This is a genomic window from Bacteroidetes Order II. bacterium (genome assembly GCA_016788705.1).
Classification (GTDB): domain Bacteria; phylum Bacteroidota; class Rhodothermia; order Rhodothermales; family UBA2364; genus UBA2364.
The window spans coordinates 121036-144540 of the sequence record JAEUSQ010000007.1 but is presented as its reverse complement, the minus strand read 5'-3'; the positions used below and the strand labels follow the sequence as shown (position 1 = coordinate 144540).

23 protein-coding genes are annotated in these 23505 nt (G+C 46.4%); 6 read left to right on the top strand and 17 right to left on the bottom strand.

Annotated elements, in window-relative coordinates; genetic code table 11:
* Nucleotides 1–3 precede the first annotated feature (3 nt).
* The 6 genes from JNN12_01105 to JNN12_01080 form a co-directional block, all read right to left on the bottom strand.
* Nucleotides 4–1470, bottom strand: a complete 1467-nt coding sequence (locus JNN12_01105; GenBank protein ID MBL7976907.1) for an NAD(P)/FAD-dependent oxidoreductase — start codon at nucleotides 1468–1470, stop codon at nucleotides 4–6.
* Between the two features lie 219 nt (nucleotides 1471–1689).
* Nucleotides 1690–2880, bottom strand: a complete 1191-nt coding sequence (gene trpB, locus JNN12_01100; GenBank protein ID MBL7976906.1) for a tryptophan synthase subunit beta — start codon at nucleotides 2878–2880, stop codon at nucleotides 1690–1692.
* Nucleotides 2881–2907: 27 nt separating this feature from the next.
* Entirely contained in the window at nucleotides 2908–3549 is a 642-nt protein-coding gene (locus JNN12_01095) for a YceH family protein (protein MBL7976905.1), read from the bottom strand.
* A 115-nt stretch (nucleotides 3550–3664) separates the two neighbouring features.
* Nucleotides 3665–4294: a DUF4956 domain-containing protein gene (locus JNN12_01090; GenBank protein MBL7976904.1), complete on the bottom strand. Its 630-nt coding sequence runs from the start codon at nucleotides 4292–4294 to the stop codon at nucleotides 3665–3667.
* A complete protein-coding gene (locus JNN12_01085) occupies nucleotides 4275–5084 on the bottom strand; it encodes a polyphosphate polymerase domain-containing protein (protein ID MBL7976903.1) in 810 nt (269 codons plus the stop codon). Before JNN12_01085 ends, JNN12_01090 begins: the two co-directional genes overlap by 20 nt.
* On the bottom strand, nucleotides 5032–5703 hold the full coding sequence (locus JNN12_01080; protein MBL7976902.1) for a DUF2490 domain-containing protein: 672 nt from the start codon (nucleotides 5701–5703) through the stop codon (nucleotides 5032–5034). Before JNN12_01080 ends, JNN12_01085 begins: the two co-directional genes overlap by 53 nt.
* Before the next feature lie 230 nt (nucleotides 5704–5933).
* Between JNN12_01080 and JNN12_01075 the strand changes: the two genes are divergently transcribed.
* From JNN12_01075 to JNN12_01065, 3 genes are all read left to right on the top strand, one after another.
* Nucleotides 5934–6680 carry a 1-acyl-sn-glycerol-3-phosphate acyltransferase gene (locus JNN12_01075; GenBank protein ID MBL7976901.1) on the top strand — a complete coding sequence of 249 codons (747 nt, stop codon included), beginning with the start codon at nucleotides 5934–5936 and terminating at the stop codon, nucleotides 6678–6680.
* 113 nt (nucleotides 6681–6793) lie between these two features.
* Nucleotides 6794–7330, top strand: a complete 537-nt coding sequence (locus tag JNN12_01070) for a bifunctional (p)ppGpp synthetase/guanosine-3',5'-bis(diphosphate) 3'-pyrophosphohydrolase (GenBank protein ID MBL7976900.1) — start codon at nucleotides 6794–6796, stop codon at nucleotides 7328–7330.
* A 58-nt stretch (nucleotides 7331–7388) separates the two neighbouring features.
* Complete coding sequence (locus JNN12_01065) at nucleotides 7389–8084, top strand: hypothetical protein (GenBank protein MBL7976899.1); 696 nt, start codon at nucleotides 7389–7391, stop codon at nucleotides 8082–8084.
* 58 nt (nucleotides 8085–8142) lie between these two features.
* Here the strand turns inward: JNN12_01065 and JNN12_01060 are convergent, their stop codons facing one another.
* The gene (locus JNN12_01060) at nucleotides 8143–9144 is read right to left on the bottom strand and encodes an acyl-ACP desaturase (protein MBL7976898.1); all 1002 of its coding nucleotides are present in this window, start codon (nucleotides 9142–9144) and stop codon (nucleotides 8143–8145) included.
* 228 nt (nucleotides 9145–9372) lie between these two features.
* Here JNN12_01060 and JNN12_01055 point away from each other — a divergent pair, with 228 nt between their 5' ends.
* The gene (locus tag JNN12_01055) at nucleotides 9373–10005 is read left to right on the top strand and encodes an inorganic pyrophosphatase (GenBank protein MBL7976897.1); all 633 of its coding nucleotides are present in this window, start codon (nucleotides 9373–9375) and stop codon (nucleotides 10003–10005) included.
* Nucleotides 10006–10078: 73 nt separating this feature from the next.
* On the opposite strand, the gene JNN12_01050 is transcribed toward JNN12_01055, so the two are convergent.
* On the bottom strand, nucleotides 10079–11272 hold the full coding sequence (locus JNN12_01050) for a trypsin-like peptidase domain-containing protein (GenBank protein MBL7976896.1): 1194 nt from the start codon (nucleotides 11270–11272) through the stop codon (nucleotides 10079–10081).
* Between the two features lie 96 nt (nucleotides 11273–11368).
* Entirely contained in the window at nucleotides 11369–12397 is a 1029-nt protein-coding gene (gene ruvB, locus JNN12_01045; GenBank protein ID MBL7976895.1) for a Holliday junction branch migration DNA helicase RuvB, read from the bottom strand.
* A 192-nt stretch (nucleotides 12398–12589) separates the two neighbouring features.
* On the opposite strand from ruvB, the gene JNN12_01040 reads away from it, so the two are divergent.
* Together JNN12_01040 and rpoN are read left to right on the top strand one after the other, a co-directional pair.
* Nucleotides 12590–13177, top strand: a complete 588-nt coding sequence (locus JNN12_01040; protein MBL7976894.1) for a DUF3109 family protein — start codon at nucleotides 12590–12592, stop codon at nucleotides 13175–13177.
* Nucleotides 13178–13191: 14 nt separating this feature from the next.
* Complete coding sequence (rpoN, locus tag JNN12_01035) at nucleotides 13192–14676, top strand: RNA polymerase factor sigma-54 (protein ID MBL7976893.1); 1485 nt, start codon at nucleotides 13192–13194, stop codon at nucleotides 14674–14676.
* Between the two features lie 43 nt (nucleotides 14677–14719).
* Here the strand turns inward: rpoN and JNN12_01030 are convergent, their stop codons facing one another.
* The 8 genes from JNN12_01030 to JNN12_00995 all read right to left on the bottom strand — a co-directional run bounded on the left by JNN12_01030 (nucleotide 14720) and on the right by JNN12_00995 (nucleotide 23498).
* On the bottom strand, nucleotides 14720–15424 hold the full coding sequence (locus JNN12_01030; GenBank protein MBL7976892.1) for a hypothetical protein: 705 nt from the start codon (nucleotides 15422–15424) through the stop codon (nucleotides 14720–14722).
* Nucleotides 15425–15529: 105 nt separating this feature from the next.
* Nucleotides 15530–16129: a hypothetical protein gene (locus JNN12_01025; GenBank protein MBL7976891.1), complete on the bottom strand. Its 600-nt coding sequence runs from the start codon at nucleotides 16127–16129 to the stop codon at nucleotides 15530–15532.
* A gap of 98 nt (nucleotides 16130–16227) precedes the next feature.
* Nucleotides 16228–16842 carry a sigma-70 family RNA polymerase sigma factor gene (locus JNN12_01020; GenBank protein ID MBL7976890.1) on the bottom strand — a complete coding sequence of 205 codons (615 nt, stop codon included), beginning with the start codon at nucleotides 16840–16842 and terminating at the stop codon, nucleotides 16228–16230.
* Nucleotides 16843–16954: 112 nt separating this feature from the next.
* Nucleotides 16955–18022, bottom strand: a complete 1068-nt coding sequence (gene holA / locus JNN12_01015; GenBank protein ID MBL7976889.1) for a DNA polymerase III subunit delta — start codon at nucleotides 18020–18022, stop codon at nucleotides 16955–16957.
* Between the two features lie 166 nt (nucleotides 18023–18188).
* Nucleotides 18189–20864: a carboxypeptidase-like regulatory domain-containing protein gene (locus JNN12_01010; GenBank protein ID MBL7976888.1), complete on the bottom strand. Its 2676-nt coding sequence runs from the start codon at nucleotides 20862–20864 to the stop codon at nucleotides 18189–18191.
* Between the two features lie 214 nt (nucleotides 20865–21078).
* Complete coding sequence (locus tag JNN12_01005) at nucleotides 21079–22272, bottom strand: FecR family protein (GenBank protein MBL7976887.1); 1194 nt, start codon at nucleotides 22270–22272, stop codon at nucleotides 21079–21081.
* 38 nt (nucleotides 22273–22310) lie between these two features.
* A complete protein-coding gene (locus tag JNN12_01000) occupies nucleotides 22311–22868 on the bottom strand; it encodes a sigma-70 family RNA polymerase sigma factor (protein ID MBL7976886.1) in 558 nt (185 codons plus the stop codon).
* A gap of 45 nt (nucleotides 22869–22913) precedes the next feature.
* Complete coding sequence (locus JNN12_00995) at nucleotides 22914–23498, bottom strand: sulfite oxidase-like oxidoreductase (protein ID MBL7976885.1); 585 nt, start codon at nucleotides 23496–23498, stop codon at nucleotides 22914–22916.
* Nucleotides 23499–23505: the final 7 nt, after the last annotated feature.

The following is a 23505-nucleotide window of genomic DNA, read 5'->3' as shown; positions in this document are numbered from 1 at the left end:
GAGTTACTCTGGTATTAGCCACCAGAATGGTTTAAGTTTAGCTTTATAAAGAAAGGCGAAATGCAAGGCAAATTTTACCCAATGCCCGGCTAACCCAAGCGCACCAAAGGTCCTTTTTAAATCCCTGCCACCTGAATCCGGATACTTTTTGTAATCTGGAACAATCGGGAAAGTGGTAATGCTAATGCCCCTTCCTTTTATCATACCATAGCCGGAAGAAGCAATGCAAGCCGCCCCCATGTTGCCCATAGAACCTTTATGGTGCATTTTTCCCCCACCACCCTTGATGGTCTCAATTATATTGTCCGCGACCAGTTTTGCGGTTATCCCAGAAGGCATCCCTGTGCGAGGCGGCGAAGGGAAAATTTCTGTGCCATTGGTACTTTTCCGTGGCTTGGAGATGGTATGAGGGGGCGCAAACGCAATTCCCGGTGCAAAAATATTATGATAACTTGGGTTTTGATAGGTTTCAGGCCAGTCTTGTACCGTCCATTCCTCGTAAGGCTTTGGCGAATAATCGGCATCTACAACCATAAAACCCCGGAAAAGTTTTTCGGTAATGTCCCGATCTTGGTGGTCATAGGCTTTGAACCCATGTCCTGAAAATGCAGGGATAAGCATCGCAAAATCATATTCCTCGGTCTTATACGCCCCGTCCAAGGTTTCATAATGGGCTTTTCCATCCTCCACTTTGTAAACGCCCGCACCCAATATCCATTTAATTCCCCTATCTTCAAAAACCATTTCGACGAGATCTTCCGAAGGAATGGCCTCCCTCCCCACCCGCATCAGCATACCATCCATCCCAAAATCACCCAGTTTATATTCATTGGAGATCCAAGTAATTTCCACCTTATCCCGTACTCCATGTCGGTTGAGTTCCTGCTCAACATTCAGGATATATTCAAAAGCAGCTCCCTGGCAAGTCGCTTTGGGATGCCCTGTACCAATCAGGATTTTGGCTTTTCGGGTTGGCCGCTCCTTTTTCAGCTGGCAAATCAACTCGTAGAGACCGTTCCAAGCATGTTCAGCATGGTCGTAGGTACAAACCGAGAAGGCTTTGTTCTTGCCTGGAATCAAGCCTTCCGTCTGGTCAAAAGCCAATTTGGGACCTGTTGCATTAATCAAAAAGTCATAGGTTACTTTTTCTTTTTTCCCTGCCTGTTCGCCATATAAATATTCAATCATCACAAAGGGTTTGGACTCGCTATCATTGCCCTCTGGATGAAAAGAAATTGCTTTCGCCTGAATATACCCGATCTGGTGTTTTTTGTATAAGGGAATTAAGGGGAAATACACTTCTTTGGCTTTCATCCGCCCAATTCCCACCCAAATATTAGAGGGTACCCATTGATAATTTCTGTTTGGAGAAACTACAACGACCTCATGTTCTTTGGATAATTTTCGCCGCAAATATGCCGCGGCAGTATGACCTGCGATACCGGCCCCCAAAACAACAACTTTTGCCATAATTCCAATTGTTCAAAATGGACAAAATACAATGTAGCACCTAAATCAAAGCCAAAAGATAGACCTTGAAGTGGCGGCTAAGTGCAATATTATGATGGGCGTAAGGGGGATGTATGTATGATAAGCATTTCACCTAAAGAATGCAACCAACGCAAAATTGGGTATTCTATTTTTCATGCAATTCAACGTGTGGGCATCTGGCCTAAATCATGAAGTAGCTTACAGATATTGTGAAATCGTGCCCATGTCTTTGTCTCCACGACCAGAACAACACAGCACCAACACTTCATTGTGGTGCATGGTATCGGTGATTTTTGGTAACAAAGCGATGGCGTGTGCGGTTTCGAGTGCCGGAATGATGCCCTCGGTTTCGGCGAGTAGTCGTACCCCTGCAATGGCCTCGGAATCGGTAATGGGGTGATATTGGACCCTTCCTAAGTCTTTCAGATAAGCGTGTTCTGGCCCGACGCCCGGGTAATCCAACCCGGCAGAAATGGAGTGCGCCAGTTCTACCTGTCCTTGATCATCTTGGAGCAATAAACTCATGGCGCCATGTAGCACCCCTGGCTCTCCTAACGTTAATGTGGCAGCGGTACGGCCTTCCAACCCTTCACCAGCCGCTTCCGCGCCAAAAATGCGTACTTTTTCATCATTGATAAACGGAAAAAAAAGCCCCATTGCGTTGGATCCACCACCCACACAGGCCACCAAGGCATCCGGTGTTTCGCGCCCTTCCAGTGCCAAAAGTTGTTTTCGGGTTTCCTCGCCAATTACGCGATGAAAATCCCGCACCATCATGGGATATGGATGCGGTCCCACAACGGAGCCAATGATATAAAAGGTATCATGCGGATTGCTCACCCAGTCTCGGATCGCTTCATTCGTGGCATCTTTTAGGGTTTGGCTGCCGGAAGTAGCCGGACGCACCTCTGCCCCAAGCAAACGCATTCGTTGAACATTAAGATTTTGTCGTTCGATGTCTTCCGCGCCCATATACACCACACACGTCATCCCAAACCGTGCACAAACGGTAGCGGTAGCAACACCATGCTGCCCAGCACCTGTTTCGGCAATAATGCGGGTTTTGCCCATTCTTCGGGCAAGCAAGATTTGACCTATCGCATTGTTAATTTTATGCGCGCCCGTATGACAAAGGTCTTCACGTTTTAAATAGATGCGTGGCCCACCCATCTTTTCCGTTAAACGAGGAGCATAGGTGAGTGCCGTAGGACGTCCAACATATTCGCGCAACAAAGAATGATACATATCCAGAAATGCAGGATCATTCTGTGCCGCTGCATAAGCAACCTTCAAGTCGGCCAATACCGGATACAATATTTCCGGAACAAAAGCGCCACCAAAGGGGCCAAAATGACCATATACATCGGGGGCAAGATAGGGCGTGGGCATATAATTGCGTTAAAGATTAAAAAGCGGTTATACGCCTAAAGCAGCTTTCAAGGCGTTTAGTTCCTGGCGCAGTTCCGAGACTTCTGCCTCTAATTTATCCATCCGGCCGGTGTCTAACCCTACGGGTGGTGAAGGATGGTCTGCATTTTCGTATTCCGATAGGTCTGGCATTCCGGCCATCAGGTGTAAAAACCGCGCCTCCTTTCGACCTGGCCTTTTCGGTAATTGAACCACCAGTGGTTCCTCACATTCAATCAGGCGATTTAAGGCTTTTTCCGCTTGTTCCAACGACTCAAAGTGATACATGGCCGTGGCATTTCCCTTGATTTCACCCAAGGTTTGCTCCCCACGTAGCATAAGGACGGCCAAGATGCACAATTCCTGAGGATCAAGGTCTATCACGCGGTTCAGACTCTGCCGATACTTATTGACTCTTCCAGAAGCCGAGTCTAATTGTACCAAGCGTTTGTGCTGTAACGCTTCGATGGCCGCATACACCGAGCGTTCGTCTAACTGCATGACGGGGTTACGGCTTGTTTTTTGGTTACATGCCGCAACCAAAGAGTTCAGGCTGAGCGGGTAATTCTGTGGGGTTGTACGGGCTTTTTCAATTAATGAAGCCAAGACCCGCACTTGAATGGCATCTAATTTTATTTCGGACAGATTCATGTTCCTCCTTCTGTTATGAACCGAAAAAGGCAGGTTTCACGGATAAGATAAAGCAGAACATAGGCCAATGTTGAATAAGGTTTGGTTTGATCGCCAAATTTTGAAAAAAGGTTGTTTAGTCATCCTCTCCCAAAGCACCTCTGGCCCCTTCCACACGCTGGGTGAAATAATGCGCACGAAGACGAACAGTATCCCGGAAAAAATCTACCCGTTCCACCTCCACCCTATGGTAATCTATGCCTGTACGCACTCTTAAATCCGCCAACAGTTCGGTCCGTTTTTCTGGCGAAATAAGATCAATACGTTCGTATAAAATGACCTGATAACTTTCGTGCATGAGTTTATCCTGATGGTCTAAGGCCCAAACAAGCCCTAAAAGCAGTCCATTTCCAAGGAGCAACAACATGTCTGGAACCGCCAGCGCATTCATCATGGCCAATGCAACCGCAACAAAAAAATACCCCATTTCGCGGATGTGAACCGTCACTGTTCGGTAGCGAATAATGGAGAATATGGCAAATAAGCCAAAAGCAAATCCCATCTCGAATTTTGAAGTACTCAGAAACAAACAAATAATAAAATTGGCTGCATTAAAAAGAAAAAAGGTAAAAACAAAATCTTTATTTTTATGCCTTGGATAATATATTAAACGAACAATAATAAAAATAGAAACCGCATTGAGCAAAGCTCGCGCAAGGAAAATGGATAAATCGGGTGTATGGATTTTAAAAAGCTCTTCCATCATAAAGTCGTTTCAGGTTTAGGAAAACAGGCTTAAAGGCGTTTTGGCGGAGGGTCGGCATCATAAGGGCCATCCCGATCGCATATTTTGAAAACGGTTTCGGGGAAGCACCCAATTGCCGAAGTACATGCCGAATGGGGGTGTGGAGGTTGTTTCGGGGTTGCTTAACTTCTACAATAACTACTTCAGACAATTGAACGGATCCCCCATTTCGCGAAAAAAGCAATCCGGTATCTATCGTAACCCGCTCTTCATGCTGGCCTCCTGCCAAAGTGATCCGGTTAAAGCACGTCGTAAGTTGTGGACAAATTTCATGGTTCAGATAGAAGGTATCATGGATCAATGCTTCTTCAGCACGTTTCAGTTTCGTGGACAAGTCCTCGCGTTTGAGGCGTATTTTTTCGGTCCTCGTCCCAAATCTTTTTTGCTTCACCTCAAAATAAAACAAATCAGAAAGTACATACTGACGTAAACGAATTTTAAGCCGATTGGGGCGACCATTATGGTGGTGATGGTAAAATTGCAAATCGGGCGTATCAAAATAGCAGGACACATACGGAAAAATTCGGCTTTTCTCAATGTCTAAAACGCCGTAATCTTGTTGGATCCGGCCCAGCACGTCGGGTAATACCGAAAGGGGGATCAGAAACTTGGCATCCACCCGGTTTTGAAGTGAAACCGCCTCTAAGTCCCGAAGCGTTATGGGAACAAAATCCATTAGCGCAGACTGTAGCCCAGAATTAACGTCCGATGCTAAGCCCGATCCCGCCAATGTGGGTGTAGGGTGTGTCATTTTTTTTGTAGCGCCATTGCGCCGTATAAAAGGTCTCAAGAGCAATGGTCGGTAAAATCCGAACCTCGAAACCGGTTTTCCAGCGAACCCGTTTAAGAGATAAAGCACGCTCTTCTATTAGCCACAGCGGTTCTACTTCTGTTGCCCACCGCACGGCTCCCGTGTACCATTTAAATTCCACACCGGGCCTAAAGGTCCATTCTATAGGCGTATCTTCGGGTGTTAAATACCATTCATAAAGGGTTTTAGCGGTCGCTTTGTACCGAATACTTCGTACCCGTTTTTGCAATGCCAACTGAAAGGCTACACGCATACTCGTCTCTTCCGAACCCTTTTTGTACCGAAAATCGGCCCCTGTCTCAATCCATTTTTTCATTTTATACCCATATAACGCACTTATATAGTGCGCGTCTAAAACGGATCCTTGTTCTTTAAGCCTCACTTCATAATCAAGCCCAATTTTTGATTTTGCACCTATATTCTCAGAAAAAGACACCTTAGACCAAAGTTGGCTGTCATCGGCCTGCGCCATCAGCAGCAAAGGGCAAAAGAGGAAATACAGACCTACCACCGATTGCCCCGTTATCCTGAAGCGGCATCCGATAAAATCAATAATCATACGCAGAGAGATGAGGATTTTTTGTTGTCAATAAATAATAACGCCTACTTCACAGATAGGTAACAGTTTCATAATGAATTAGTGTAACCTGCATCTGACGGCTACATTGAGAGACTTGGGTACTACCAAACAGATTTATGGGATGTTCGCAGGCCATCATGTACTTTGGTCGTATCTTATGGTCTCCTTTTATTCTACAATCATCAAGCCTTTTCAGATATTTTTCCAGTATGAAGCGGTTATTGGACTATCCCTTAAGTGTTCTATACGGCCTTTGGTTTCTTCTCACGCTGCTTATTTTCCATCCTTTGCAGATGTTTGCTTACCACTTATTCGGCAAACGGGCACATCAACGGGTGGTACATGCCTTGAATTTTTTCCTGCTGCACGGTTTGTACCTATTGGGAACACGGCTATCTTTTAGCCGTGTTCAAGCAACGCCCACAGATCGTCCGATCATTTTTGTAGCCAATCACCAAAGTATGTTTGATATTATCGGCATGATTTGGTACTTGCGAGCAAATTTTCCGGTATTCGTTTCCAAAAAAGAATTGGCAAAAGGGATTCCGAGCATTTCGTATAACCTCCAGAAAAGCGGGGCTGCGCTCATTGACCGTAAAGACTCGCGACAGGCCATTGCAGAAATTGTTCGATTGGCCAAAATGATCGAAGAATCTAATTTTTCTGCTTGTATCTTTCCCGAAGGTACGCGTTCGCTTAAAGGCATGAAGCGGTTTTCGGCAGGCGGACTGGGCGCATTGATAAAAAAAGCCCCCAGCGCACTCGTGGTGCCCGTAGCAATCAATGGGACAGGCAAACTCGATAGCTATAAATCCTTCCCCTTCCGGAGTTTTCAACAACTTTCTTGGAAAACCCTGACCCCCATCGAGCCGAAAGGTAAAACACCCGAAGAAATGGCACAACTTGCCGAAGACCAAATCCGCGCCGAGGTGGAGGGTATGCACTGCACTGCCTAGCAAGACATACGAAAGAAACACGGTTTTTTATCAGCATCCGGGTGCTTTTAGATCCCTAACCATGTCTTTCACCGTATATTCTTTTTTAGCCCATTCATTTTTCTTATACATTTATGGATAACGCTTCTCTTTTCCGGGCACTTTCCTTTGCAGCAGAAAAGCATCGCCACCAACGCCGTAAAGATGTGGCCGCTTCTCCTTACATCAACCACCCCATTGCAGTCGCCACAGTACTTGCCATTGAAGCAGGCTTAGATGACCCCACTCTCCTGATGGGCGCAATTCTTCATGATACGGTGGAAGACACCGAAACCAACTTCGAGGAATTGTCATTCCACTTTGGAACCGAAGTAGCAGACTTGGTGCGCGAACTGACCGATGACAAATCATTGCCCAAAGACATTCGGAAAAGGCTTCAGGTAGCACACGCTCCTCATCGTTCGCAAAAGGCCAAATGCCTCAAGATGGCCGATAAGATTTGCAATATCCGTGACATTACAGAACATCCTCCCAACGGATGGTCTAAAGAACGCCGGCTCGCCTACTTAGACTGGGCGCACCGTGTGGTGAATGGCTGCCGAGACGCAGACCCAACACTCTCGCTCCTCTTCGACGAAGTACATCAACAAGCCTTAAAGATTATTTCATAAGTCATTAATAAATAAGTATTTATTTAAAGTAATTACTTCTTTACCGAAATCCAAAACCATGAATCACCTTGTAACAGATCGGATGCAATATCTGATCGGGCTTTGGGATGCAACAGAAGATCGCCGCGCCACGTTCTTACGTTGTTATTCAATGATGACCCAAAACATGCTAATGGCGCTGGGTGATAACAGATTTCAGGATACAGCCTGGGTCTCTCAACTCTTGACCAGATTTGCAGAGTATTACTTCGAAGCATTGGAGGCTTTTGAGCGAAATCCCCGTGAAAGCCCTGCCGCTTGGTATCTTGCCCACCAACACACCCAACTTCCACAAGCACTTGCAATACGAAACCTCCTGTTGGGCGTCAATGCCCATATTAATTACGACCTTGTACTTACACTCGTGGAGTTAATGGATGGGGAGTGGGCCAAGCAAAACGCCTCGTGGCAACTTGGCCGACGCAAAGACTACGACTTGGTCAATACCATCATCGCCGAAACCATCAATGCGGTCCAGTCAGATATTTTAGCCAAGCAGGACGAATGGACCGCCGTAGTGGACGTAATCATGGGCCCAATGGATGAATGGCTGACCTTGCGGTTGGTTACCCACTGGCGGAATCAGGTCTGGGAGGATGCCGTACAAATGCTCGAAGCACCCTTACCAAACCGATTTCTACTCAAAATGGAACTGGAGAAAAGTGTCCTGAACCGTGCAAAAATCATTGCCCCCGCAGTAGAACAGTTTATGTAAGTTGGTACCATAAAAAAAGACCCCTTGGGGCCTTTCTCATATCCAAAAACTATCATGCTCATTGAAAAGCGATCAATCGGCCATAAATAAAATCAAACGAAAACGTCTTACTAACTGTCCTCCGTTCAATATATTCGGCAATTTGTTGAAGGCGTTTCGGAATAGCCATGATTTTTTCCTGTGCTTTCCGCCCGGCTTCACTCAATCCGGTAAGGTGCTCAATTTTCCAAAAAGACATCGCCTCTTCTACAATCTCCTTGTAGTCCCACGGTGTATAAATGCCTACCCGCCGAATTACATCCGCCATCTCCTTAAAATTCGGCATTCGATAACCTGGCATGTCAATACTCGGCATAATTGCTAAAGCAGATTGAAGCGCACGGTTGGGATCCATTTCTAAGATTTTTTTAAACACATTCCTATAAAATTGAAAATGTTTGGCCTCGTCGGCTGCAATGTTTTTTGCAATATTCTGAAAAACAGGCTCGTCCTCTCCCACATATCTTGCCGTATTCCGGTGAGCATATTGTGTAGCCCGTTCCTGTAGCGATGTATAAACAAAAACCCGATAGGGGTCTTTGTCCCATTCGGGATTAAACCCTGCCTCCTGATAAGCATATTGCATATACTCTACAACATGCCAGTTTACAATTCGGGAGTCGCGCATATAATCCCGAAGAATAGCCCCATGTCGGTCTTCTTCCGCAGTCCAAATGTTGTTCCAGCGCCCCCAAACACTCTCATCACCGAGGTGTGTGGAGATGATGCGGTGGAAATGTGGTAAACCTTCTTCAGTCAAAAGATTGACAATCAGCGAGACACGGGCAGCGTCTCCTAAAGACCGGGCGCGTTCGCGTAGCCGGTTATAAAACGTATCATTCTCAGGGTCAACAGCTTTTTCGTCTGCCGGAAGAAAGTCGGAAGAGAACCAAAGCCGTCTTTTCTGTAGGTGAAACTGCATAAAGGCGTCCACATCGGGCTCTAAGGTCCTCAGGGCATCCATCTTATCCATCAGGGACGCTTCCTCTGCAGAACCAATAGTTGAGGTGATAATTTCCATAGCGGTAAAGGTTGGGGTTGGGAATCAACAAAATCGTTGATTCATATTAAAATCGGAAATATTGGCTTCTGTGGCGAACAAAATGCGGTTAAGAGCAAGAACAGTGTTAAGTAATGAGGCGAGGACCCTCTTTAAGGCAGGTTTTAGCAAAGAATCATCTCGTTAATACATAATGACAGCTCCTGTTTCCTATTTTATACCTTGTTTATACTTTTTCCGAGAAAACCAATGTCACAAAAAAATTATCACTTATGGCGACCACACCCTTGGCATGGGCTGGAGGCCGGAAAAAACGCACCGGATGTTGTGCAAGCCTATATCGAAATAACCCCTTTTGACCTCATTAAATATGAAGTGGATAAAAATACAGGGTATCTGAAAGTAGATCGCCCACAACGGACCTCCTCGCTTCCACCCACGCTCTACGGCTTTATTCCACGCACTTACTGCGGAACCCGTGTCAGCAATCTAGCGCCAGATGCCACGCATGGCGATGGCGACCCGTTAGACATTTGTGTTATTTCTGAACGCCCCATCAACAAGTCCGAAATCCTCCTGAATGCACGGGTTGTGGGTGGCCTTCAAATGGTAGATAATGGAGAAGCAGATGATAAGATCATTGCCGTTTTAGACAATGACGAAGTTTGGGCCAATTGCCGAGACTTGGAAGACTTGCCCACCATGCTCGTAAACCGATTAGTCCACTATTTCACGACCTATAAATTGGTTCCCGGACAGGAAGTACACGTACACATCGCCAAACAATATGGCAAAGAGGAAGCCCATAAAGTCATTGAGGCGTCTATGGTGGACTACCAAGACATGTTTGGCCACCTGATGTTACACAATACGAACGGCTAAAAAACGATCTGAACTACAAAAGGACATTGCACGCCTACAATGTCCTTTTGCACAACTTTCGATCCACAGTTCTTTACATGGCACCTTGCCCTTGTTGGCGACCAAGTACCATATTCAATTCCACTTCGCGTCCTTCGCGCCAAACCCGAACCGAAACCCGATCTCCCGCACGGTATCCGGCCAATTGTAAGCCCGCCTCTTCCTGATTCGTCACTTTTTCTCCATTTATCTGAAGAATCACATCATTAGACCGGAAGCCCGCTTTTGCCGCAGGTGAGTTTTGTTGTACTCCTTTCACTAAAATGAGGCTGGGAATCCCATATTGCTGCGCCACATAAGGGTTCATGTCTTGAACCTGAAGTCCTGTATATACATCTCTTGCAACCGATCCGCGCTTTTTAAGTTGCCCAACCACTTCCTGTACCTTGTTTGCCGGAACAGCAAAACCCACCCCTACAGAGCCGCCAGATTGCGTGTAAATAACGGTATTCACCCCAATCACCTGTCCTATTGCATTCATTAAGGGCCCGCCAGAGTTTCCAGAGTTGATCGAAGCATCGGTTTGGATCATCCCTTTGTAGGAATGGCCTTGTGTGGGACCCAAATTACGATTTAATCCACTCACCACCCCAACAGTAACCGTCGGCTGAGTGGCCTCAAATAATCCGAAGGGGTTCCCAAAGGCTATCACCCATTCCCCTACCATTACCTCATCCGAGTTTGCAAAAGACAAATAGGGTAAGGCTTTGTCGGTTTCCACCTTTAGTAACGCCAAATCTGTAATACGGTCTGTTCCCACCAACTGGGCTTCGCGCTTGGAGCCATCCGGAAAAGCAACGGTGATTTTGGTGGCATTCCCCGCCACATGGTCATTCGTCACAATGTAGCCATCCGGAGAAATCAAGAAGCCAGAACCCAGACTTTTAACTTCCTGATATTGCGGTTCGGTTCGGCCCCGAAAAAACTGCGAAAAGAAGGGGTCGTTAAAAAACGGATCCCGATATTCTCGAAGTTCCGTCACATTGATGCTAACCACCGCCGGAGAGACCACTTTTACAGCGTTCGTAATGGCTGTTTGGCGAGATTGATCAATGTTGAGTGACGCACGGTCACGACTTGTTTGTTCCACTTGTTGTGGCTTGGCATCTTTAAATTGTTGCGATTGCGCCTGATCGCGACAAGCAGAAAGTGTAAATATGGTCCCAAACAACAGGGCCGTTCGGAGCGTAAGTTGCATGGTTGTTCGGATCAACGGTTGAAGGTTCATGATACATTCGTTTGGAGATTTTCTTACAACGTATAAAACCCGTAAAAAGTTTTACGTCCCCCTTTTTTCTAAACAAAAAATTCAGGAGACCAAGCACTAAGTGCCAAAAATATCAGATTGTTTCGGCAAGGGCGTCAATCCAAAGTGGGCATAAGCACGGGGCATGGCCACCCTCCCACGAGGTGTTCGGGCCATAAACCCTTCCAAAATTAAATACGGTTCGTACACTTCTTCCAAAGTTCCGGGGTCTTCTCCAACGGCAACCGCAATGGTAGAAAGACCCACAGGCCCTCCATTGAATTTCTCCATCAGCGAAAGCAAGATGCGGGCATCCATCTCGTCCAAGCCCGCCTCATCAACATCTAACGCATCCAATGCCAAACGAGCCACTTCGGTGGTAATGGTTCCATTATACCCCACTTGTGCAAAATCGCGGGTACGCCGAAGCAGACGATTGGCAATGCGTGGGGTACCTCGGCTTCTACGCGCAATCTCGAAAGCCCCTTCTTCGGTAATTGGCGCATTCAAAATCCGTGCAGCCCTCGTTACAATGGCCTGCAATAAAGACGTTTCGTAATAATCATACCGAAAATCTATACCAAAACGCGCCCGTAACGGAGCCGTCAACAACCCTTTTCGTGTCGTCGCACCAATCAGCGTAAATGGTGGTAGGGAAATACGAACGCTACGGGCACTTGGACCGGAATCCAGCAATATATCTATGTGATAATCCTCCATGGCAGAATACAAATACTCTTCAACAACCGGACTCAAGCGATGGATTTCGTCTATAAACAACACATCTCCTTCCTCCAAATTGGTAAGAAGGCCCGCAATGCTGGCAGGCTTGTCTAAAGCAGGTCCACTGGTCGCCTTTATTTGTGCCCCCAACTCTGCCGCAATGATAGAGGCCAGCGTGGTTTTACCCAATCCCGGCGGACCCGAAAGCAGCACATGATCCAATGCCTCACTCCGCTGAAGTGCCGCTGTTATAAAAACCCGTAAGTTTTGTTTGATCTTATCTTGGCCCACAAAATCGTTTAATGACTGTGGTCGGATTTGCCGCTCAAAGTCCCGCTCAATGGGGCTTTCGGGTACTCCTAATCCCAAATCTGATTTATTCATCAATTATCAATAATAAATTTCTATTACAGAAATACCCCTGCTCATGCAGTGATTAATTATCTCTATAATAATAAAAAACAATGGCCTAAAAAATATGTAAAGTCTTTTTATCCCATTAAATCCTGTAAGCAAAAAGGCAAAAAAGGACTTTGATCTGGGCGCGTTTTTCGCTATCATGCAAAAAAAGGCATTATGTTTGTAGTAGATGACATTCTAATCTCCGATGAAATTGCAGAAGCCCGCTTTGCGTGTGATCTAGGAGGCTGTTTGGGGGCTTGTTGCGTACAAGGCGAGGAAGGCGCCCCGTTACTTCCCGAAGAACGTGAGGTTCTGCAAAATCTTTTGCCCATCATACAACCTCGACTCCGTCCCGAAGCCCATGCAGTAATACAGCAGGAAGGGCTGTGGGAAGAAGTGGTTCCGGGGCGGTATGCCACTACTTGTGTAGATGGATCGGAGTGTGTTTTTGTGTACTACGAAGGCCCTGTGGCCAAATGCGCCATCCAAAAAGCCTACCAACAAGGGGAGGTAAACTGGCCCAAACCCGTTTCTTGTCACCTATACCCAATCCGCGCCCGAAGATACGGTACGCAAGAAGTATTAAATTACGAGAAATGGGAAATTTGCGCGCCGGGTAGGGATTGTGGCCAAAAAACCGGAATATATTTATCAGATTACCTTGCTGATCCACTCATCCGGAAATATGGCGACATATGGTATCAACATTTTAAGCAGGCTGCGGAAACACGCAGGCTCGAACTGGCACAGAAGACCTTATAGATCATAACACCACCATGACGAGAGTACGGCTAACCCAGCAGCAAAAACTCCAGCAAAAACTTTCCCCACAGCAGATTCAATATATTAAACTGCTGCAATTGCCTACATTGGCTTTAGAACAACGTATTAAACAAGAAATTGAAATTAATCCGCTACTGGAGGAAGGATTAAACGAAGAAGAACCACGAAACGAAGAAAATGAAGAACGAAACGAAGAAAATGAAGGAGAAGGCGAATCGGTGACCGACGACTTTGACTGGGATGAATATTTAAATCCCGCAGATGAGTTGTATGGCTATAAGGCAAATGTGGAAGGTAGTTCCGAAGAAGATTATGGGGAAATGCCCGCGCAGTACTTTGCCAGCCTCTCCGAGCATCTCTTAGAACAAATTGGACATCAAGATTTTGACCGAAAGAAATACTTAATCGCCGAGCAAATCATTGGTTCGATAGATGAAGACGGGTATCTCCGACGATCCCTCGAAGCCATTTCCGATGATGTGATGTTTAATTCCGGACTGATGCCCACCGAGGAAGAGGTGGAGGCGGTTTTATATAAAGTACAGCGCTTCGACCCTGTCGGGATTGCTGCCAGAGACCTCCGCGAATGCCTTCTGGTTCAACTTTATGTCATGCCGAACGATGAGCCAGGATTGGAAGCCGCCATCCAGATGTTGCGCAAGTGTTATCAACAATTTGCCATGAAACACTTCGATATCATTATGCGCCGCTTAGACATAGATGAATCTGAGCTTAAAGACGCCTACGATCTGATCAAACGTTTGAATCCGAAGCCTGGCGAGGGCCTATTCCGCCCTTCTGAAAATTACATCACACCCGATTTTATGGTGGAATACACTGATGGGGAAATTGTCATTTCACTCAATGGAAAAAATCTGCCACAGCTACGTATCTCAAGGGGATATCGCCAGATGTGGGAAACGCTGGCATCACGTAAAAAAATAGGGGGGTATAAAGACAAAAAAAGAACCGAGGATAACGAAACCCGAAAGTTTCTTAAATCAAAAATTGAATCGGCACGCTGGTTTATTAATTCACTGAACCAACGGCGGCAAACCATGCTGAAAGTGATGCAAGCCATTGTACTGTTGCAAGAAGATTTTTTTAAGTTTGGCGAGGGTCATCTAAAACCGATGATCCTAAAAGACATTGCCCAACAAATTGAAATGGATATCTCTACCGTAAGTCGGGTCGTTTCCAATAAGTATGTCCAAACCGAATGGGGTGTTTATGAACTGAAATACTTTTTCTCGGAAGGCTTAGCCACCGAAAGTGGCGAAGAGGTGTCCAATAAAGAAATTCGGTCACTCATTCAACAGATCATCGAAGCCGAAAACAAAGTAAAACCCCTCTCAGATCAGCGTCTGGTTGAACTACTGGCCGAGAAGGGTTATCATATTGCACGAAGAACCGTGACAAAATACCGAGAACACATGAACATTCCGGTTGCACGGCTTCGAAAACAAATTGTCTTATAGGCTATACCATGACTACGCTTTATCAAGCAATCTTTTTACCTGCTTACCGATACAAAATAGCACCCATAAACTGATTGTTTGCCGTGGTCAATACCTTCGCTTGCTTTACTCCACGCCGAGACGCAGCCAATAACGTACCAATAAAGCTTACGTTACCGCCCTTTAATTTTACTTCGTCCGATTGTACCATCCGGATCAATGGGTTGAGCTGCATGGTCTCTAAGGAACCGATAAACGCTCCCAGTGTTGCTTGCGCTACTTTCTCAACTTCGATGGCCGACACCAAAAGCAAATGACGGTTGTGCATCACCTCTCCCAAAGCATGACCCAACTCCTCGGCAATGGATAAACGCTTACTACCTGCAATAATCGGCAAAACCTCTACATTATTCCGCAAACCCAATAACGCCCCGATCATCCGGATGATTGCTGGATTCTGGGTATGGCCAATATCTTCCGCAAAAAAGTCATCTTCTTCGTCACACAACTCATCCAATAGTTCGGTATTAATTGGGAGGTGTACACCTTGAATGGGAAAGGTATCTCCATTATAGAGCGAAATCCTCCCAGTTTCTTGATCTGTAAGATGCCCGATCACAACAGCCGTTGAGAAGTCCGCATGCCGAACATACTCAAACAATCCATATTCAGCCTCTTCTTTTTCTGGCACATGATTGGTTGGTATGATTAATGCGACAATTTGCCCCAAATCTAGTGGGACGGGCTTTATGTTTTTTTTCTTTGACACGTAAATATGGTTTTAAGGTAAAGGGGATTTACACCTTAAAATACGCTACGATTTGCATAAGGTACAAGGGAAGAAGACAAAAAGTGCCCCCTCGAAAGGGTAACTTTAAAGATGCGGACAGGTAATGGGTTTTTTCAAGGAGAAGGCCCATGTTGGCGCCGTTCGGGGAAGGGATTTGCGAAGGCTGTTACGAACTTCTCCTTTTGAGGGCTGATTTACCGCCCGCTTAGATGGAAATACCGCTGCTGCTTGATAAGCATGAACTGGAAGCGTCTGCAATGCACTTATCACCTCATTCGGAGGGGGAGTTTGTAGTTCCTTGGATGAAAAACGATCCAAAATCCAATAAAAACTTCCAAAAGTGATGAGTACCACCACAACTGAAGCAACCAAGTGAAAAGCAGGTGTATGCTCGGACGACAACGAGGTTGGTAATTCTTCGCGCATCATCTCGCACGCCAGTTTATTCCGCAACCGCGCCTGAAATCCTGGGGGCGCCATGCAACCGCAGTTTAGGCCACACATCATGGAACGAATTTCCTGCATCCGACGCACCTGCTCGTGTAATTCAGGATGATCGCATAGATAAGCCTCAAACGCAGACCGGGTGTGAACGTCCATTGTTTCGTCCACATAGTCCACAATAAATTCCTCTAACAAAGGGTCGTAGGCTTGGAAATTTTCCGGGTTGTATCCTTTAGACATAGGCCGGGAAACAAAAAAACGGGCTGTAAAAAGAAACACCAATGCTTTTGGGTAACATTGGTGTTCTTCTACTCGCAGGTATAAAAAAGGTTCTCCCTTTAATCACCAGGAACGTAAATATCTTTGAGCATTTGTTGCAACTTGGTACGGCCACGGTTTATCCGGCTTTTAACGGTTCCCATGGGCAAGCCTGTGATCTCGGCAATTTCCTCATAAGACAATTGTTGAATATCGCGCAAAACCACCACCTCTCGAAACTCATCGGGGATTTGCCGCAAGGTTTCCTGAACAAATTTGTCTTGCAACAAACTTTCCGTCTGAAGATCGGGTAGGTATGTTTCATCTGGAATTTCCACTTCATACTCTTCATCGTCGCGGTTTACCGACTGCAACGAATAGACGCGCCGACGTTTCCGTTTACGATACTCGGACCGTGCTAAGTTCCCTGCAATGGTGTAGAGCCAAGTAGAGTATTTCGCAATCCGACGGTACGAATGACGGTTTCGGTAAACCCGCAGAAATGTTTCTTGCAACAAGTCCTCACATTCCTTCATATCGCCCAGAAAACGATAGATATAATTGGAAAGGGGATCCTTATACCGTTGTACCAAGATCTCGAAAGCCTCTACTCGACCATTTTGGAATTCGGCCATCAAATCCTCATCGCTCAATTGCAAGAGCGGCTGGTACTGTTTGTTATTCAGGTTTGGCATATATCTTTATCCTGTTTTTTCGGTAGAAGCACCTTTGGGCAACTTATTCCCCTATTTACGAACGTTTGAGGGCTGGGTTTATTACATTTCGATTAGAGGTCATTATGCCTCGTCAAATGGTAATACCCTTGGAAGTCGTTGGATAGCCAATGGCGCGGGTGGTTGGGTGCGGAATAATCCTTAATAACAACAAATGCAAGATTAACTCAGGAGTGCGGGAAGAGCCGCCTTTTAATTCGTAATCGGCAGCCAATAACGCATTTAAAGCGTGTAGAATGCTCGAATACGGGTACTTTCGGAGGCTCATCACATATTCTTTGATAAAATAAGGTGAAACACCTATCCGCTCCGCCATTTGTTTATCCGACATATTTAGGTTTTGACAGCCCACAAGTTTCCAGAGTTTTTGAAAGTAGGCACTTAGGATGGAAACCATCATCAGTGCTTCACCAGCCCGATTTGTTTTTTGTTGCAACATGTGTTCCACGATGCGTAGTGCTGTCAGGAAGTCAGCTTGACCAACGGCTTTTTGCAGCTCAAATACATTAAACTCACGGGCGTGCCCACCAACATCTAATACATCTTCTCGTGTAATTTCGGCCTTCTGCCCAACATATGCCTGCAACTTGTCCACCTCATTGGCCAGCGTATGCAGGTTGTTGCCATTAAAATCCACCAACATTTGGACTGCGTCCGGGCGAATTTTTTTCCCTATCTTGGATACCTGTTTATGTACCCATCCGCCCACTTGATTTTCTTTTATGGGCTTTAATTCTATGACAACAGCCGAGGACTTTATTGCCCGATAGGGGTTATTGGTCAAATTCGGCTTGCTTCCACACAGCAACAACACCACTGCATTCGGATTCGGGTTTTTGGCATAAGGCACAAATACATTATTATTGGCCATTTTCTCGAAATCCCGAATAATGACGACACGACGTTCTGCCATCATCGGATATCCCTGACAATATGACAGTGCTTGTACACCATCTACGTCTGATCCATACAAAATATCCAAGTTAAAATCACGTTCATGCACCGCGAGTGCATGTTCCATTAAGGTGTTTTGCAGTTCTGTCAGAAGGAACTTCTCCTCCCCAAACACAAAATATAAAGGGCGAAAGTTTTTATGTGCAAAGGCCGTCAGCGCCTGTTCATAGCTTATGTCTTGTGTCATCTTGTTACACGCTTGGAAAATCGTCCCCTCTGGATGGATAAGCGGACGATTTTGCCCTGCCAGTTCGGAATACAATGTACGATCAAATCTGACAATTTTAAGACCTTAAAAAGAAAAAATTGTTACACAGAATGGTATCAAAAACACAAATAAACAACGAGTTGGATTAGAAAGAGATTTTCAAATTAAACGCTGGTTTCACGCCACTGCCATGAATTGAAGCATACATGCCCCCCGTCCCATCTATCAATTGGTCTAAATCATTTGTGGTATTGGTAAAATTAAGCAATTGTCCCGTAAATTCATAGGCTCTCCCTTTATGACTTAAACGCTTGCCCACCGAAATATCCAGACGGTGGTAGGTATCCAAGCGTTCTACCAAGGGGGTACGAGATCCCCACATCTTTTCGGGGTCCATCATTGAAATGAGCGAAAACCCTTCGGTATGTACTGGGTAGCCGGAACGAATTTGACCAGAAAGGGTGGTTAACCAGCCATTCTTCCGATATTGCACCGTTGCATAAGTACTATGCGGGGCATCATAACGGGCAGGAATTGCCAGCGTCTGGTTCCCCTCTTGAAATTGATAATAGGAACGTCCATACACATAGCCAAAGGTGGCTGAATAATGGTTGTTCAAATTCCAATATCCCGTTGATTCCAGACCAAAGGCCAGATTTTGTCCGGGAATATATCTTTCCACCTGCTGACCAGCTTCAATCAGGGGTTCTTCCAAGCCGTCCCGTACCCTGTAAGGTCGATCGGCGATGAGCAAATTGTCTGACTTTCGCCAATAAGCCTCTATCTCTAACCGAAGGGCGGGGCGTAGCATCCAGTCGGCACCAGCGTTGGCCTGACGGCCATGACTGGGTCTTATAAACAAGCGCCCAAGGTTGGTACATGCTCCTGACTCTACACTATAGGCGCACCCAAGTCGGTCTCGTAGGGTATGCAAATGCTGGGCTTGTGCGCCGATTCCCGCCTTTAGTGCTAGGTTTTCGGTAGGAGATAATTTAGCAGCTAGTTGAGGAGAAAAAAAAGTATGGCGATCAAAAGCCCCTAACCGAACAGCAGGTGTTACTTGCAAACGTCCCAACTGCCACACCTCTTCGGCAAAAACAAAGGTCTCTGTGGCCTGTTGGGCCGTCTGATAGGGCGATAGCTCTTTATTGGCTGCAAAAAGTGGTTGTTCTTTGGACGCTCCGGGCATGCCCCCCCCTTGAGGTGAGCCATTTGTTACAGCCCCTGTATTGTTAGGCATACCTTGTAATACACTTCCCAACTCGTGCCGGATCAACGCCACCCCAACCCTTGCCGTATGACGCCCATGCTGTACATCCGCCCGTACCTTGATCCCCGCCTCGGACTGTTTGTTTTCGTATGATGCCCGCTGAAAATACTGAAACGCCTCTACTGCACTTCCGGTTGTTGTAACCACCCCTACTCTGTTCATCTCCGTCATTTTATAACCAGAATGATACAAGGCAGCAGAAAGAATGATTTGGTTGGAAGGTAAAAACTGATAGCGGACACCAGCCTGATGGCTCCGCCACCCATACGTCAAGCCTGCACTAAACCCTGTGGCATATTCGGGATTTTTCTTTAGCTGTGGAAAAAGTGACTCATTTCCTTCCGCCAACAGTGCATCAGAACCTTGATAGAGGTTGATTGATACCTGATGATACCGAGACGGTCGGAAGGTAAGCTTTGCGGTGGCATCTCCATAGCCATATTGGGCGGAAATATTTTGCAATCGGTTTTTTTGTTGGATGTATAGGGTTTGCTGTTGACGCAATACGTCCTGAACCGAGTGCCGAAGTGCCAACATACCAGATAAGCGAGCCGAAAGGGGTAATTCTGCACTTATACGGCCACTGCTCTGGCTTAATCCCACCGAATAAGATGGCTTGTTACCCATCCCATCTTTAAGGCTGGTGGTTAACACGGAAGCTAAACGCCCACCAAATTCGGCAGGAATCAATCCTCTATAGAGCGTAACGCCTTGCAACAAATCGGTTTGCGGGGTGGAAAAACCACCAAAAGTACGGCCCGGTGTAAAAAGGGGAATATCATCCACCACATACCGGACCTGCCCCTCATCTGCCCCCCGTACAACCAGATCCCCATTTACCTCAGATGAACGCCCTACACTGGCTAATCCGTCCAACACCTGAAACAAATCCTCTTGTCCACGGAAAGCGCCAGCTTGCTCCAACTGACGCGACGAGAGGGTCAAGACACCGGGAGTGGCATTTTCCGAAAGCCCTTCCGCCCGGTGTCCATCCACCACAAGTTGGGCCAAAGAAGTATTGGATGGGGACAGCCTGATGTCTATGGGTTTTCCGGTTAGATGAACCTCAAGAATGACTGGCTCATAACCCACATAAGACGCCCGCAATCCGATATTTTTATTGGTAATCTGATTAATTTTAAACCGCCCCTCCCGATCAGTCGTTGTGCCACGTTGCGCTGGTTCGATTATGATACTCGCACCCATCAGTGTTTCCCCTGTAAAGGCATCCCGAACCGTTCCGTTGGCTTCATATTGAGGCGGGACTGCAAGTTGAGGAAGCGGTTGAACGGGTGGAGGAATCGGAGCTGGCACAATCACCCACTGTCGGGCGGAACCCGTGCTTTTTGCAACAAGACCCGTTCCTTGCAGAATACAACGAAGCGCACTCTCCGGTGAAAGCCCTTCAATCTGACATGCAGTACTTTTGCCCGCCAGTAATCCGGTCGAAAAAACCAGATCTAAACCAGTTTTGGAGCGGAGGACGCGAAGTGCATCCGCCAAGGAACGGGAAGGCGTTTGTTGTTGACTCCATAACAGAACTGGGGTCATTAGGAAGACCAGACCAAGGATCATGTTGCGATATAAGGAGGGAGTCTGCAAACGATTAAAAGCGATTTAGCAAGCTTATCAACCGTATTTCGAGAAACCTTCCGGATACGGTTTAACATGATGAAAGATAGTATCCGGATGATAGAGAAAAATCAAGGTTCTTTCAACTAATTATGGCTGATTGGGCAAAAAAATGTGTCGAATGGTTCACAGCCTATTTAAATTCAAAAACAGTTTCCGACTTTTGCGTGACCCGGCGTTGCAGGGCGAGGGCTATTTTATCCAGAATGTCACCCAGTTTTTCGTGGCGGCTAAAGGTTCCTTCGATGGTTTCGAGGTGGAGGTCATCGGCTATTTGGATGCGCACGTTGTAGGCTTTTTCGAGTTGAAGAACGGCATCTGGAATGGTCGTACCCCGAAAGAAAAATTTTCCAGTCCATTCAAGCGACTGCCCTAAATCGGCTTTTTGTGGGACACTTGGTGTATCCTGCCCATCCACACGGCTCATTTCGCCAGGAACCAGCCTAACAAACTGGGCTTGTTCACGACGAGAAGCCAACATCACTTCACCTTCCACCAGCACCACTTCTGTCCGAGATGGGGTGGTATTCAGCGCAAAACTTGTTCCGACGACGGTGGTTACTGCATTTTTGCTCTCGATGGTGAATAATTGCTCCTCCTTTTGTATATCGAAGAAGAATTTCCCAGCAACCCGAATCCTGCGACTAAAATCATTGCGTGAATATTGAATCTGAGATAATGGATATAACGTGACCATACTCCCATCTGGCAATTCGACTACTTGGACCTCGGTACTTTTATTTTGGATGGTTTCTACATTGTACGGATTGGGCAAAACGGTCGCATAATTGTCCGCCGTAGAGTTCGTTGTGTAGGAGGAGACGGTTATCAGTGCCCAGATTCCCAGCATGAGTAGCCCAACGGCTAAGGTGATCCCACCCGCCCACTTTGTTATTGGGTGACGAGAAAACCAATTTTGTGGCACCGATGGGGCTTGGTGGGCTTCAAAATTCGCAGGAAGCGCGATGGTTTGGGCCATCCATTCGGAATCAAAATCCACTATTTCGGTGCGAATGCGATTAATCAATAAAGGTAAGGCCGCAATTTCACGAAAGGCTACCTCCAAATGCGGCCGATTTTGGGATAGCTTTTCGCGATCCTCAGGTGTTAAGCTTTCCGGTGCTTCTAATTCCAGCGCATGTAGCACCAACACCTCTCCGTCAGGTATATGGGCCATCAAGTGATCATGCAAACGGCGGGTAAAATCATCCCAGTCCTTGGCAGCAGCAGCCAAGTCTGGTGATGCTTGTGCGGCTTTTAACCACTTTTCTCGTTCTTCATGGGATAGCTCATCCCAGAGCGGGATATGTTGTAACAGTGCGTCCATAACAATGCTGATAAAGGAGACGATCGGAATGAAAGCCGTTAATTGGGTAAAAAGAGTAACAGAAAAACGCCTAAAGTTTGGGTTAATAAGACTCGGAGGCGGTCAAACGCCCGCTTTACCTGCATTTTGATGGCGGCCTCGGTGGTGCCCAGTATTTGGGCAATTTCCTCGTATGGATAACCCAGTTGTTTGAGTTCAATAATCTGTCGCGCTTTGGGCGTTAACTCCTCTAAGACTTTTTGAAGATCCATTTGTAATCCAACGTCTTCGGGCATGGTGGCGCGATCCGGCATCTCTTCGGGATCAAAAACCATTTCACGAATACCATACCGCCCTCGGTATAAGTCCTGTAATTCAAATAATGCGGCCTTCATGGCAAATGCCTTAAAACGATCCGCCTGTTGCAAATCTGGGAGGCTTCGATGAACCCGAACCAAGGTGTTCTGCACGAGGTCTTCCACGTGGTCTTTCATCCCGATTTGGCGCACAAAATAACCATGCAGCAGTGGGCGAAGCCGGGAAAAAATCAGGTTATTGGCGGTTTGGTTACCAGTTTTGGCCTGTTCTATGAGTTCGGGAGGAAATGGATTGATCATGGGTGCAGTACAAACGGAATAAAACGAAGACCAATGAGGTCTGACCTACCAATAACGCTCTTCGCGCCAAGGATCGGCACTCATGCTATAGCCATTCCGTTCCCAAAAACCTGGTCGGTCTTGTAGCATGAATTCAAGGCCGCTCAACCATTTTGCGCTTTTCCACGCATATTTTTTGGGTATAACCAACCGCATGGGGAAGCCATGATCGGGGGTCAGATACTCACCATTGTGCCCATATGCCAATAATACGTCGTCGTCATCGAGGACTTCCAGTGGCATATTGGTAGTATAACCGCCGTATGCATGGGCCATCACGTAACAGGCTTCCGGCAATATCTTGATCTGCTGTAAGACTTCCCGAATGTGAACGCCCTTCCATACATTGTCTAATTGACTCCAAGTGGTCACACAGTGAAAGTCCGTTTTCAATTCTGTCTGCGGAAGCGACATCAGACCATCCCATGTCAATATTATTTCTGAAGCCACCGCACCAAAAATGCGCAATTTCCAGTCTTCGGTTTTAATCTTGGGTGTACTTCCGTAGGTCAAAACCGGAAACTTCTGCGTAAGGAATTGACCGGGAGGAATTCTACGGGCAATTTCTGCGGGAAGGGTTTTACTTTTCATTAATTTT

Bases quoted from the DNA above. Each gene is read 5' to 3' on its own strand.
- JNN12_01105 (MBL7976907.1), bottom strand. From the start codon at position 1,470: ATGGCAAAAGTTGTTGTTTTGGGGGCCGGTATCGCAGGTCATACTGCC.
- trpB (MBL7976906.1), bottom strand. From the start codon at position 2,880: ATGCCCACGCCCTATCTTGCCCCCGATGTATATGGTCATTTTGGCCCC.
- JNN12_01095 (MBL7976905.1), bottom strand. From the start codon at position 3,549: ATGAATCTGTCCGAAATAAAATTAGATGCCATTCAAGTGCGGGTCTTG.
- JNN12_01090 (MBL7976904.1), bottom strand. From the start codon at position 4,294: ATGATGGAAGAGCTTTTTAAAATCCATACACCCGATTTATCCATTTTC.
- JNN12_01085 (MBL7976903.1), bottom strand. From the start codon at position 5,084: ATGACACACCCTACACCCACATTGGCGGGATCGGGCTTAGCATCGGAC.
- JNN12_01080 (MBL7976902.1), bottom strand. From the start codon at position 5,703: ATGATTATTGATTTTATCGGATGCCGCTTCAGGATAACGGGGCAATCG.
- JNN12_01075 (MBL7976901.1), top strand. From the start codon at position 5,934: ATGAAGCGGTTATTGGACTATCCCTTAAGTGTTCTATACGGCCTTTGG.
- JNN12_01070 (MBL7976900.1), top strand. From the start codon at position 6,794: ATGGATAACGCTTCTCTTTTCCGGGCACTTTCCTTTGCAGCAGAAAAG.
- JNN12_01065 (MBL7976899.1), top strand. From the start codon at position 7,389: ATGAATCACCTTGTAACAGATCGGATGCAATATCTGATCGGGCTTTGG.
- JNN12_01060 (MBL7976898.1), bottom strand. From the start codon at position 9,144: ATGGAAATTATCACCTCAACTATTGGTTCTGCAGAGGAAGCGTCCCTG.
- JNN12_01055 (MBL7976897.1), top strand. From the start codon at position 9,373: ATGTCACAAAAAAATTATCACTTATGGCGACCACACCCTTGGCATGGG.
- JNN12_01050 (MBL7976896.1), bottom strand. From the start codon at position 11,272: ATGAACCTTCAACCGTTGATCCGAACAACCATGCAACTTACGCTCCGA.
- ruvB (MBL7976895.1), bottom strand. From the start codon at position 12,397: ATGAATAAATCAGATTTGGGATTAGGAGTACCCGAAAGCCCCATTGAG.
- JNN12_01040 (MBL7976894.1), top strand. From the start codon at position 12,590: ATGTTTGTAGTAGATGACATTCTAATCTCCGATGAAATTGCAGAAGCC.
- rpoN (MBL7976893.1), top strand. From the start codon at position 13,192: ATGACGAGAGTACGGCTAACCCAGCAGCAAAAACTCCAGCAAAAACTT.
- JNN12_01025 (MBL7976891.1), bottom strand. From the start codon at position 16,129: ATGTCTAAAGGATACAACCCGGAAAATTTCCAAGCCTACGACCCTTTG.
- JNN12_01020 (MBL7976890.1), bottom strand. From the start codon at position 16,842: ATGCCAAACCTGAATAACAAACAGTACCAGCCGCTCTTGCAATTGAGC.
- holA (MBL7976889.1), bottom strand. From the start codon at position 18,022: ATGACACAAGACATAAGCTATGAACAGGCGCTGACGGCCTTTGCACAT.
- JNN12_01010 (MBL7976888.1), bottom strand. From the start codon at position 20,864: ATGACCCCAGTTCTGTTATGGAGTCAACAACAAACGCCTTCCCGTTCC.
- JNN12_01005 (MBL7976887.1), bottom strand. From the start codon at position 22,272: ATGGACGCACTGTTACAACATATCCCGCTCTGGGATGAGCTATCCCAT.
- JNN12_01000 (MBL7976886.1), bottom strand. From the start codon at position 22,868: ATGATCAATCCATTTCCTCCCGAACTCATAGAACAGGCCAAAACTGGT.
- JNN12_00995 (MBL7976885.1), bottom strand. From the start codon at position 23,498: ATGAAAAGTAAAACCCTTCCCGCAGAAATTGCCCGTAGAATTCCTCCC.